Origin of the sequence: Delftia sp. GW456-R20, from assembly GCF_001622915.1 — a bacterium.
GTDB classification, from domain to species: domain Bacteria; phylum Pseudomonadota; class Gammaproteobacteria; order Burkholderiales; family Burkholderiaceae_C; genus Comamonas; species Comamonas acidovorans.
In genome coordinates this window covers 2,121,442-2,132,890 of record NZ_LWCN01000004.1, presented here as the reverse complement: position 1 = coordinate 2,132,890, position 11,449 = coordinate 2,121,442, and the positions used below count along the sequence as shown (strand labels likewise).

At 67.9% G+C, this 11,449-nt stretch carries 11 protein-coding genes and 1 tRNA gene; 7 read left to right on the top strand and 5 right to left on the bottom strand.

Features of this window, described 5'->3' with window-relative positions; all coding sequences use genetic code 11:
- Positions 1–139: 139 nt before the first annotated feature.
- The 3 genes from A4F85_RS14825 (at position 140) to A4F85_RS14815 (ending at position 1,274) form a co-directional block, all read left to right on the top strand.
- Positions 140–703 carry a tetratricopeptide repeat protein gene (locus tag A4F85_RS14825; RefSeq protein ID WP_063327014.1) on the top strand — a complete coding sequence of 188 codons (564 nt, stop codon included), beginning with the start codon at positions 140–142 and terminating at the stop codon, positions 701–703.
- 12 nt (positions 704–715) lie between these two features.
- Positions 716–1,138: a hypothetical protein gene (locus A4F85_RS14820; protein ID WP_051940560.1), complete on the top strand. Its 423-nt coding sequence runs from the start codon at positions 716–718 to the stop codon at positions 1,136–1,138.
- Positions 1,139–1,197: 59 nt separating this feature from the next.
- Positions 1,198–1,274: transfer RNA gene (locus A4F85_RS14815), tRNA-Gln, on the top strand.
- Positions 1,275–1,320: 46 nt separating this feature from the next.
- On the opposite strand, the gene A4F85_RS14810 is transcribed toward A4F85_RS14815, so the two are convergent.
- Positions 1,321–2,307 (bottom strand): NAD-dependent epimerase/dehydratase family protein, encoded by a 987-nt coding sequence (locus A4F85_RS14810; protein ID WP_063327013.1) that lies wholly within the window; start codon positions 2,305–2,307, stop codon positions 1,321–1,323.
- Between the two features lie 101 nt (positions 2,308–2,408).
- Here A4F85_RS14810 and A4F85_RS14805 point away from each other — a divergent pair, with 101 nt between their 5' ends.
- Positions 2,409–3,302 (top strand): LysR family transcriptional regulator, encoded by an 894-nt coding sequence (locus A4F85_RS14805; RefSeq protein WP_063327012.1) that lies wholly within the window; start codon positions 2,409–2,411, stop codon positions 3,300–3,302.
- 19 nt (positions 3,303–3,321) lie between these two features.
- Here A4F85_RS14805 and A4F85_RS14800 read toward each other — a convergent pair whose 3' ends face one another.
- The 4 genes from A4F85_RS14800 to xsc form a co-directional block, all read right to left on the bottom strand.
- Positions 3,322–3,531 carry a hypothetical protein gene (locus A4F85_RS14800; protein WP_012203914.1) on the bottom strand — a complete coding sequence of 70 codons (210 nt, stop codon included), beginning with the start codon at positions 3,529–3,531 and terminating at the stop codon, positions 3,322–3,324.
- 242 nt (positions 3,532–3,773) lie between these two features.
- Positions 3,774–4,820, bottom strand: coding sequence for a YeiH family protein (locus tag A4F85_RS14795; protein ID WP_013803832.1), 1,047 nt, complete (start codon positions 4,818–4,820; stop codon positions 3,774–3,776).
- Complete coding sequence (locus A4F85_RS14790; protein ID WP_034390940.1) at positions 4,817–5,791, bottom strand: bifunctional enoyl-CoA hydratase/phosphate acetyltransferase; 975 nt, start codon at positions 5,789–5,791, stop codon at positions 4,817–4,819. The genes A4F85_RS14795 and A4F85_RS14790 overlap by 4 nt, the downstream gene beginning before the upstream one ends.
- Positions 5,792–6,014: 223 nt before the next feature.
- Positions 6,015–7,826 (bottom strand): sulfoacetaldehyde acetyltransferase, encoded by a 1,812-nt coding sequence (gene xsc, locus A4F85_RS14785; protein ID WP_034390943.1) that lies wholly within the window; start codon positions 7,824–7,826, stop codon positions 6,015–6,017.
- Between the two features lie 131 nt (positions 7,827–7,957).
- Here xsc and A4F85_RS14780 point away from each other — a divergent pair, with 131 nt between their 5' ends.
- Genes A4F85_RS14780 through A4F85_RS14770 form a run of 3 tightly spaced genes read left to right on the top strand, consistent with a single transcriptional unit; the run spans position 7,958 to position 11,436 of the window.
- Complete coding sequence (locus A4F85_RS14780; protein WP_012203918.1) at positions 7,958–8,785, top strand: IclR family transcriptional regulator; 828 nt, start codon at positions 7,958–7,960, stop codon at positions 8,783–8,785.
- Positions 8,778–9,755 (top strand): AAA family ATPase, encoded by a 978-nt coding sequence (locus tag A4F85_RS14775; RefSeq protein ID WP_063327011.1) that lies wholly within the window; start codon positions 8,778–8,780, stop codon positions 9,753–9,755. Before A4F85_RS14780 ends, A4F85_RS14775 begins: the two co-directional genes overlap by 8 nt.
- Entirely contained in the window at positions 9,745–11,436 is a 1,692-nt protein-coding gene (locus A4F85_RS14770) for a cobaltochelatase CobT-related protein (RefSeq protein WP_063327010.1), read from the top strand. Before A4F85_RS14775 ends, A4F85_RS14770 begins: the two co-directional genes overlap by 11 nt.
- Positions 11,437–11,449 lie beyond the last annotated feature (13 nt).

The window sequence follows — 11,449 nt, the reverse complement described above, 5'->3', positions numbered from 1 at the left end:
CCGGGCGATAGAATCCCTGCAAACTGGCCGGGTTTGCTCAACGGATGTCCGCAGGAGTGGATAAAGGGGTGAAGGGCTCAACAGCCGTCCATTCCAAGTCGTTCTGCCGCCAATCCCTGGCACTCCCTGGTGCTCCCATATGTCCCAATCAGACAATCTTTCTTCTCTCTCCACCCTGGACCAGGCTCTCGAGGCCAGCGCCCAGGGAGACAGCACGGTCGCCACCGAGCTGTTCCTGCAGGCAATTGCCGAGCAGCCCGATTCGGGCGCCGCGCATTTCTTGCTGGGTTCCGAATTCGCTGCCTTGGGTGACATTGGCCGTGCGGAACATCACATTTCCACGGCGCTGCTGCTGAGTCCGCAATGGCATGTGGCGCGTTACCAGCTGGGGCTGCTGCAGTTCAGCGATGGCCGCGTGCCTGCCGCGCTGCTGACGTGGCAGCCACTTGCCGAGTTGCCCGACAGCAGCCCGTTGCCCCATTGGGTGCAGGGGTTCGTGGCGCTGGCGCGCGATGATTTTGATGGGGCTCGGCCATTGTTTGTGGCTGGCCTGGAGCGCAACACGGACAATCCCGCGATGTCGGCAGATATACAGAGAGTGCTGGTGGCGATGCCTTCGCCCGAGACATCTGCCCCGCCTGCGGACGACGGCGTGGCCCATGTACTGCTCTCCAACTACCAGCAGTCGGGGCCGGCGCATTGATGAAGGTCCCGCATGACTCGCATTGATGGAGCCTCAGGCATTGCCGCGCTGATCCGGGCCCAGGCTCTGGAACAGGCGCGGCTGCGGCAGGCGCAAGGTCAGGGGGAACAGGCCCGTTCTGCCGGTGGCCCTGCGAAGGAGGGCTCGGGCGACGCCCGCGTGCTGGCACCTTTGCTGCGGCGTCTGAAGGGAATGGATGCCGCAGATCCCGACAGGCGGCGCAAGGCCTTTCGCATGTTCATGGAAGCCACGCTGGTGCGTGAACTGGGTGACGCACTGCAGGCTGATCCGCAGTTCCCGGCCCTTGTGGACCAAGTGCTGCAGCGTATGGAAGACGATCCAGAACTGCAGGCAGCTTCTCTGGAGGCGGCAGATCATCTGCTTGAAGAGGCCGCACGCTGGAGTGATGCAGGCCCCGATGCCTCGCCGCGTTGAAAGAATCTGAGGCGTTTTCTTTTTGCGACCAAAAAAACGTATTAGAATTTAGGTCTTCTAGGGGAGTCGCCAAGTTGGTAAAGGCACCGGATTTTGATTCCGGCATGCGAGGGTTCGAGTCCTTCCTCCCCTGCCAGATAGACAAAAGCCCTGACAGTTCTGCTGTCAGGGCTTTTTTGTTTTCAGGCCGTGGCCTGCTGCGGGCTGGAGCGCGCACCTGAACCCGCACCTGCCCTGGCGGCATCCAGCGTGGCGCGTATGCCCTGGGCGTAGGGGGTCTTGGCGATGGGGCCCAGCAGGGTGTGCAGGGTCGAGTCGTCCATGATCAGCGGATCGGTCAGCAGGTAGTGCATCTCGGCCAGTTCGCGCATCAAGGGGCTGAACAGGCCGGCCAGGCGCAGCGCGGTCTTGCCTGCAACGCGCAGTTTCAACGGCCTGCCGCTCAGGCGTTCGATCTCCGAGACGATGTCGCGCTGCGTGGTCGCCCCCGCGCCAGCCAGGTGCCAGACCCTGCCGAATGCCTGCGGCGTGTCGATGAGGCGCGCCACGACGGGCCCCACATCAGGCACATAGACAAACTCGTGCGGACGGTCCAGCGGGCCGATCATGTCGGCCCGGCCGCCGTGGGCCGCCTCCTCGAAGGCGCCGTGCAGCAGGCTGTTGTGCACTCCGGGGCCGTAGAAGTCGGGCAGGCGCAGCACGGTGGCCTCGATGCGGCCCTGTGCATGGGCTTGCAGCAGCAGGTCCTCCTGGGCTTTGCGCATGCGGCCCTTGAAGGTATGGGGCTCGCGCGGATGATCTTCCGCCACGGGCAGGGTGCGGGCCTTTCCGTAGGGATAGACGGTGCCGATCAGCACGATGCGGCGCACGCCCGCGGAAATGGCGCCTTCCAGCGTCTTGCGCATCAGTTCGGGATGCAATTCAAACTGCCAGTAGTTCACGCCCACCAGGTAGACCAGGGTGTCCACGCCGTGGGCGGCAGCCTCGATGGAGCCGGCGACATCCGGGTTCCAGGTGGCGATCTCGGCCAGGGGATCGGCGCCGAAGGTCTGGCGCAGGCTGGCTGCGTTGCGGCCGACCACGCGATAGGCGCGGCCCTGTTGTCTGAGCGCGGCGGCCAGGCTCTGGCCGATGGCGCCTGCGGCGCCGAAAAGTGCAATGGATGGCATGGTGCGGGTCCTGTGTTGACCACGCCAGTGTCCGCAACACGCCGCAAAAGGAAAATTGCCTAGAATCTTCTGGTGTCCATGCATAAATGAATGGATCAGTGATGTCGGAACCCCATTGGGAGTGGTATCGCAGCTTTTTGCAGGTGCTGGAGTCCGGGTCGCTGTCAGCGGCGGGCCGGGCCATGGGCCTGGCGCAGCCAACCGTGGGCCGGCACATCGACGGGCTGGAGTCGGCGCTGGGCCTGCAACTGTTCACCCGTTCGTCCGATGGCTTCGCGCCCACCGAGGCGGCCTATGAATTGCAGCCCTATGCGGCCAGCATGGCCGCGACGGCTGCCGCGCTGCGACGCGTGGCGGCCAGCCATGGCGCGGGCGTGCGCGGCACGGTACGCCTGACGGCCAGCGAGGTCGTGGGCGTGGAGCTGCTGCCGCCCGTGCTGGCGCAATTGCGCGCGGCCCATCCTGAACTGCGCATCGAACTGGTGCTGTCCAACGCGGTGGATGACCTGCTGCGCCGCGAGGCCGATGTGGCCGTGCGCATGTTCCGGCCGCAGCAGGAGGCGCTGGTGGCCCGCCATATCGGCGCCATCGAACTGGGGCTGCATGCTCATGAGAGCTATCTGGCCAGGCATGGGGTGCCGGCTTCGCTGCAGGAGCTGGCCGGGCACTCGCTGATCGGCTTCGACCATGAGAACGCCTTCATCCGCAGGTTTCAGCAGCAGTTTCCGATGTTCACGCGCGAGGCCATGGCGCTGAGCTCGGACAGCGACCTGGCACAGCTCGGCGCCATCCGCGCTGGCTTTGGCATCGGCATCTGCCAGTCGGCGCTGGCGGCCAGGGACCCGGGCCTGGTGCGGGTGCTGCCGCAGGCATTCTCATGGAAGCTCGATACCTGGGTGGCCATGCATGAGGACCTGCGCAAGAGCGAGCGCTGCGCCGTGGTGTTCAAGGCGGTCGCGCAGGCGCTGACGGCCTATGCCAGCAGCGCTGCCTGACGACCCGGGCGCCTGTGTTTCATTGGGCGTGCAGCAGGCAGCAGCGCGCGAGATGGCGCAGCATGGATTTCCTGCGCTGGGATGCAACAAACGCCTGGCAGTTGTGGGCGATGTAGCCCGCCATGACCCCGGTCAGGCCGGCGACGGCCCACAGCGGGATGGGCACCAGGGAGTCCAGCAGCACGGCGCAGCCGGCCAGCAGCAGCAGGCACGGAAGCAGCCGCAGCAAGGCGGCTTGCAGGGGTTGTTGCCTGCGCAGGAGGGCGAGGACCTGGATGGCAGTGCGTCTGCGGAATCTGCCGGCTTGCTTGCGAAGAACGTTCACGGCTCGTGTCGGGCGTTGATATGCGTCAAAAAATTGTGTGCAAATGTATCACCTCAATGCGCGAACATCAAATGCGCCGGTTCCATGAAAAATGAAAAGGGCCCGCGCATGGCGGGCCCTGGAAAACTGCCGTATTGCGTCTGCGTTCACCGCATCTCGAACTCGATGGCGATCAGCACGAAGGCCGCCATCCACAGCGTCTCCACCACCAGCAGTGCAAAAGGCCGCCAGCCGGCCTGGGCCAGTTGCTGGAACGAGGTCTTCAGGCCCAGGGCCGCAATGGCCAGCACCAGGCAGTTGCGCGAGAGGTCGCTCAACTGGTGCTGCAGGCCCGGCGGCACCCAGCCCAGCGAGTTGATGGCCACCAGTGCGACGAACACCCACAGGAACCAGGGCACCAGGCCCGGCTTCTTGCCGTGGTGCTGCTCGGCCGCAGCCTCGCGCTGGCGCTTGAACAGGGCCGAGACCATGACCACCACCACGGCCAGCATGGACACGCGGAACAGCTTGACGATGGTGGCGTAGTCGCCCGTGGCCTGGTCGATGGTGTAGCCCGCGCCCACCACCTGGGCCACATCGTGGATGGTGCCGCCGATGAACAGGCCCGCCAGCTCGGGCGGCAGGTGCAGTGCGCGCGCCACCAGCGGGTACAGCACCATGGCGGCCGTGGACAGCACGGTGACCGTGACCACCACGGTGAGCGTGAAGCGGTCGCTGTCCTTGTCGCGCGGCAGCACCGACGAGATGGCCAGCGCCGCCGAGGCGCCACAGATGGCCACCGCGCCGCCGGACAGCACGCCCTGCGGGCGCGTCAGGCCCAGGCGCCGGCCCAGCAGCGTGCCGCACAGCAGCGTGGTGACCACGGCGGCGATGACGATCAGCGCCGTGGTCCAGCCCAGGCCCGCGATCTGCGTGGCCGTGATGCGCGCGCCCAGCAGGCCCACGCCCAGGCGCAGCACGCCGCGTGCACAGAACTCGATGCCCGGCTTGGCGCGCGCGTCCTGGCTCAGGAAGTGAAAGGCCACGCCGAAGAACAGCGCGAACAGCAGCTGCGGCCCGCCGTGCAGCGTGGAGACGAAGGTGGCTGCCAGCGCAATCACGCCCGACAGGCCTGTGCCGGGCAGGAGCTTCAGCCATTGCAGCATGCGCGGCACGGGCGGCTGTGCTGCCAACGGGGCTTGAACCTGGCTCATGGCTGCTCCTTGCCGCCTGCCGCATCGGCCAGCACGGCCAGCGCGCAGGAGGCGATGCGGCTGGCTACCGAGTCCGAGCGGCTGGTCAGCACGATGGGCACGCGCATGCCCAGCACCAGGCCCGCGCATTCGGCATCGGCCATGTAGACCAGCTGCTTGTAGATCATGTTGCCGGCCTCCAGGCTGGGCACCAGCAGCACGTCGGGCTGGCCTGCCACATCGGAGACGATGCCCTTGTGATGCGCCGAGCGCAGCGAGATGGCGTTGTCGTAGGCCAGCGGCCCGTCGAGGATGGCGCCGCTGATCTGCCCCCGGTCGGCCATCTTGCACAGCGCTGCCGCGTCGATGGTGCCGGGAATGGCGGGGTTGACGGTCTCCACCGCCGAGAGCACGGCCACGCGCGGCCGGGCAATGCCGATGGCACGGGCCAGGTCGATGGCGTTCTGCGCAATGTCGCGCTTGTCCATCAGCGTGGGGAAGATGTTGACCACGCAGTCGGTCATCAACAGTGGGCGCTCGAAGCCCGGCAGGTCCATCACGAACACATGGCTGGCGCGGCGGCTGCCGCGCAGGCCGGCCTCGCGCGCCACGGCAGCGCCCAGCAACTCGTCGCTGTGCAGGCTGCCCTTCATCAGCGCGCGGGCCTGGCCGCTGCCGCACAGCGCCGCCGCCTGGGCCGCCGCCGCGCGCGGATCGTCGGCGGTGGAATGGATGGACGCGCCCGCCAGATCCAGCCCGGCCGACTGGGCCGCCGCCCGGATGCGTGCCTCGGGGCCCACCAGCAGCGGCGTGATCAGGCCCGCCTGCGCGGCCTGCATGGCGGCTTGCAGAGAACCTGCATCACAGGGATAGGCCACGGCCACCGGAATGGGGCCTTGCGCCTTGGCCTGGTCGAGCAAGTGCTGGAGATGGGGGCGGTGCGTGGCGGGCGCATCGTCGGCGGCCACGGCAAGTGAAAGTGGGGGGACCATGAAAGCTCCTGCGGGAAAGTACAGGGCCCGGCGCGAGCAACGCAGGGAATCTGGGAATCGGCTTTCGAGGGCCTTGCGCTTCACCCAGGCGCATGAAACCGGCGCGGCCCATCCCAGGGACACCGAGGAAGGGCCGCCCCGCACCGAGGGTGTCGTCCCCCTCCCCCGCGCAGCGGGTAGAGAGGGGGAAGGCGCGCAGCGCCTCAGGGGGTGTCAGACAGCTTCAGACGAAATCTTTGTACTTTTCGAGGAAGCGCACGGGCTTGGCCAGCGCATCGCGGCGGAACGGGTCGCCCAGTTCGCGCGTGCACATCACCTCGATCACGCAGGTCTTGCCGTGGTTCATCTGCAGGTCGATGGCCTTTTGCAGCGCCGGGCCCACGTCCTCGATCTGGTCGACCACGATGCTCTCGGCGCCCATGGCGCTGGCAATCGCCGCGAAGCTTTCGCTTTCCAGCTCGCCGGCCACGAAGCGGCGGTTGTAGAAGTCCACCTGGTTCTTCTTTTCCGCGCCCCACTGGCGGTTGTGGAAGACCACGGCCGTGACGGGAATGTCATGGCGCACGGCGGTCATGATCTCCACCATGCTCATGCCCCAGGCGCCGTCGCCGGCGTAGGCGATGGCCGGGCGGTCGGGCGCTGCGCACTTGGCACCGATGATGGTGGGCAGGGCATAGCCGCAATTGCCGAAGCTCATGGGCGCGAAGAAGCTGCGCGGCTCGTCGAAGCGCAGGTAGCTGTTGGCCACGGAGTTGATGTTGCCGATGTCGGTGGAGACCATCACGCGCGGCGGCATGGCCTTTTCCAGCTCGCGCAGCACCTGGCGCGGGTGCAGGTACTTGCCGCCCGTGGGCGTGCGCTCGCCCTTGGCCTCTTCGATCATGTCCAGGCTGTAGGGGTCGCGCTCATGCGTCCACTCGTCCAGCTCCTTCTCCCAGGCGGCCTTCTCGGTGGCGATGGTGTCGGCGCGCGCGGCCTTGGTGGCGTCGCAGGCCAGGGTCTGGCCCTGCAGGCGGCGGCCCAGCTCGCGTGCCACGGCCTTGGCGTCGCCGTGGATGCCCACCGAGATCTTCTTGACCAGGCCCAGGTTGGTGTGGTCGGCCTCGACCTGGATGATCTTGGCGTTCTTGGGCCAGTAGTCCATGCCGTGCTGGGGCAGGGTGCCGAAGGGGCCCATGCGCGAGCCCAGCGCGATCACCACGTCGGCCTGGGCGATGAGCTTCATCGCGGCCTTGGAGCCCTGGTAGCCCAGCGGGCCGGCCCACAGCGGGTGCTTGGCGGGGAAGGCGTCATTGCGCAGATAGCCCGTGACCACGGGTGCGCCCAGGCGCTCGGCCAGCTGCCTGCATTCCTCGACCGCATCGCCCATGACCACGCCGCCGCCGGCCAGGATCACGGGGAACTTGGCCGTGGCCAGCAGTTCCGTGGCGGCCTGCAGGCTGTTTTCGCCGCCCGAGCCGCGCTCCACGCGCATGGGCTTGGGGATTTCGCACTGCACTTCGCCGTAGAAATAGTCGCGCGGAATGTTCAGCTGGGTGGGGCCCATCTCGGAGATGGCGCGGTCGAAGCAGCGGGCCGTGAACTCGGCCATGCGCTTGGGGTTGCAGACATGGCCCTGGTACTTGGTGAACTCCTGGAACATGGGCAGCTGGTTGGCTTCCTGGAAGCCCCCCAGGCCCATGCCCATGGTGCCGGTCTCGGGCGTGATCATGACCACGGGGCTGTGGGCCCAGTAGGCGGCGGCGATGGCGGTCACGCAGTTGCTGATGCCGGGGCCGTTCTGGCCGATCACCACGCCGTGGCGGCCCGAGACGCGCGCATAGCCGTCGGCCATGTGGGCGGCGCCCTGCTCGTGCACCACGGGGATCAGGCGGATGCCGGCGGGCGCGAAGATGTCCATGGCATCCATGAAGGCCGAGCCCATGATGCCGAACATCTCCGTGACGCCGTTGGCCACGCAGGTCTCCACAAAGGCTTCGGAAGGGGTCATCTTCTGGACGCCTTCGACCACCGTACGATTGTTGGCTGCAGTCATGTTGTCTCCTTGAAAATGGAACTTAATGTTCCGAAAAAAGAAATTACGGCGCAAGTCTAGGACTGACTTCGCCTGGATGTCAAACAAATTTCTTTTTTCGGAACAAATTGACTCGAAAAATTGAAAAACATATGATGACCAACACCATGAACACCCGTGACCCCATCCCTGCCCGTATCGATGGCGACACGCCCAACCTGCGGCTGTTCGCCCTGCTGGAGGCCATTGCCCAGAAGAACGAGCCCTTCACGCTGCAGACCATGGTCGAGGAGACAGGCCTGCCCAAGCCCACCATGCACCGCATGCTCCAGCAGCTCGAAGGCGCGGGCATCCTGCAGCGCGAGGGCAATGGCCGGCACTACGGCACGGGCCGGCGCCTGATGCGGCTGGCCGAGAGCGTGCTGCTCAACAACACCACGCATGGCGCACGCCACGCGGTGCTGGCGCAACTGGTGCGCGATATCGGCGAGAGCTGCAACATCACCGCCTTCTCGGGCAGCGAGGTGCTCTACCTGGACCGCGTGGAAACGCCCGCGCCGCTGCGCTTTTATCTGCACCCGGGCTCGCGCGTGCCGGCCCATTGCTCGGCCACGGGCAAGCTGTTCCTGAGCCAGATGGCGCCCGCGCAGCGCAGGCGGCTGCTGTCGGCCGTGCCGCTGGAAGGCTTCACGGCCAACACGCTGACGGCCTTTGACGCGCTGGACGCCGAACTGGACCAGGTGCGTGCGCAGGGCCATGCCTTCGACAACGAGGAGTTCCTTCCCGGCCTGCTGTGCCTGGGCGTGCTCGTGCCCTCCATCCAGGGCGGCCCCTCGAACATGGGGCTGGCCGTGCAGGCGCCCATCATGCGTTTCACGCGCGAGCGGGCGCTGTCCTTTCTTCCCCAACTGCGCGCGGCGGCCGAGGCGATTGCGCGCATCAACGACGAAGTCCCCCCGGGAGCCCCTGACGATGACTGAGCTGACCCTGATGCATCCCACGCGCACGCTTGGCGTGCGCGAGACCTTCGGCCTGGACACCGACATGCAGGTGCCGGCCTTTGCCGAACGCAGCGAGCATGTGCCTGCCGTGGACCCGGCCTACCGCTTCAACCCGCAGGCCACGCTGGCCATCCTGGCCGGCTTTGCGCACAACCGGCGCGTGGTCATCCAGGGGTTGCACGGCACGGGCAAGTCCACCCATATCGAGCAGGTGGCGGCACGGCTGAACTGGCCCTGCGTGCGCGTCAACCTCGACGGGCACATCAGCCGGCTGGACCTGGTGGGCAAGGACGCCATCGTGCTGCAGGAGGGCCGCCAGGTCACGCAGTTCCAGGAGGGCATCCTGCCCTGGGCGCTGCAGCGGCCCGTGGCCCTGGTCTTCGATGAATACGACGCGGGCCGGCCCGACGTGATGTTCGTCATCCAGCGCGTGCTCGAACGCGAGGGCAGCTTCACCCTGCTGGACCAAAAGCGCGTGCTCCAGCCGCATGCGCAGTTCCGCCTCTTCGCCACCATGAACACCCTGGGCCAGGGCAACCTCAGCGGCCTGTACCACGGCACGCAGATGCTCAACCACGCCCAGCTCGACCGCTGGAACCTGGTCACCAGCCTGGACTACCTGGCGCCGGCCGAGGAAGCCGCCATCGTGCTGGCGCGCGTGCCGCAGTTGGCCACGCCGCAGGGGCGCGAGCAGGTGGCCGCCATGGTGGCGCTGGCCGCGCTCACGCGCAAGGGCTTTGCGGTGGGCGACCTGTCGCTGCTGATGTCGCCGCGCACCGTCATCACCTGGGCCGAGAACGCGCAGATCTTCCACGACCTGCGGCTGGCCTTCGAGCTGTCCTTCCTCAACAAGTGCGAGCCGGCCGAGCGGTCCATCGTGGCCGAGTATTTCCAGCGCTGCTTCGGCCAGGAACTGGCGCTGCGCGACGAGCCCGCCCATGCCTGCTGAGGCATCCCCCTCGCTGGCGCGCATGGAGGCCTGGGGCGGCGCGCTGCTGCGCGCCATGGCGGGCGATGCCTCGCTGCAATGGAGCGGGCAGACGCTGTACCGGGGCACGGCGCCCGTGGTGCTGGCAGCGGCCCACCAATCCGATGTACCGGCCCGATTGGCCGACCAGCGCGGCCTGCTCGACGGCGCCAGCCTGCGCCTGCGCCTGAGCGATGCCGCGCTGCACGCGCGCCACCTGCCCGGCGACCCGGTGGAGCGGCTGGTGTTCGAGCTGCTGGAGCAGTTGCGCGTGGAAAGCCTGGCGCCCGAGGAATGGCCGGGCGCACGTGCCAACCTGCATGCGCGCTTTGTGCACTGGAGCCAGGCCTTTGCCGATTCGGGCCTGACCGAAAGCAGCCTGGGCATCCTGCTGTTCACCGTGGCGCTGACCGCCTGGAGCCGCCTGAGCGGCCATGAGCCGCCCGATGCCCTGGCCGACCTGGCCGAGGCCACGCGCGCCGGCCTGTCGGCGCAACTGGGCGCGCAGTGGGCCCTGCTGCGCCGCCACCGGCAGGACCAGCAGGCCTTCATTGCGCCGGCCCTGGCCATCAGCCGCTGGGTGGGCCAGGCCGTGCGGTCAGCCCAGGAGGAGGCGCCGCGCGGCGCTGGCGGGCCGCGCCGGCGGAGCAGCTTCGCGCTGCCGCTGCACTTTGAATCGCAAAGCCTGGATGCGCCGCCCGTGGCGCTCAGCGGCGACAGCCGCGCCTGGGCCGGCTCGGCCCACAGCTACCGCGTGTTCACGCGCGCCTATGACCGCGAGGCGCAGGCGGCCGAGCTGATCCGCGCAGAGCAACTGGCCGAGTTCCGCGAACAGATGGATGAGGAACTGGCGCGCAGCGGATTGCACGCGGGCCGGCTGGCCCGCCACCTGCAGCAGCGCCTGGCCGTGCCGCGCCACGACGGCTGGCAGTTCGGCCTGGAGGATGGACACCTGGATGCAAGCCGGCTGGCGCAACTGGTCAGCGATCCGCAGCAGCGTGCCATCTTCAGGAACGAGCTGCCGCGCCCCGTCAGCGATGCGGCCGTGGCCCTCCTGCTGGACTGCTCGGGCTCGATGAAGGCGCATGCGCGCCCGCTGTCCCTGCTGGTGGACCTGCTGGGCCGCGCGCTGTCCATGGCCGGCGTGCCGGTGGACGTGCTGGGCTTTTCCACCCAGGCCTGGAACGGCGGCCGCGCCCGCCGCGACTGGCAGCGCGCGGGCCAGCCCCACATCCCAGGCCGGCTCAACGAGCGGCTGCACATCGTCTTCAAGGATGCCGCCAAACCCTGGCGCCACGCCCGCCACGGCATTGCCGCGCTGCGCAGGCCCGACCTCTTTCGCGAGGGCGTGGATGGCGAGGCCGTGGAATGGGCCTGCGAGCGGCTGCTGGCGCGGCCCGCGCAGCGCCGCATCCTGCTCGTCATCTCGGACGGCTGCCCCATGGACACGGCCACGCACCAGGCCAACGACGAGCACTACCTGGACCAGCACCTGCGCCAGGTCATCGCCCGGCACGAGCGCGCGGGCGACGTCCAGATCCGCGCGCTGGGCGTGGGGCTGGACCTGGGCGTGTTCTACCGGCGCAGGCTGGCGATGGACCTGCGCGAGCAGATCGATGAAGCCCTGCTGATGGACGTGGCGGAGTTGATCTGCCGGCCGTGATGTCCTCCACGAT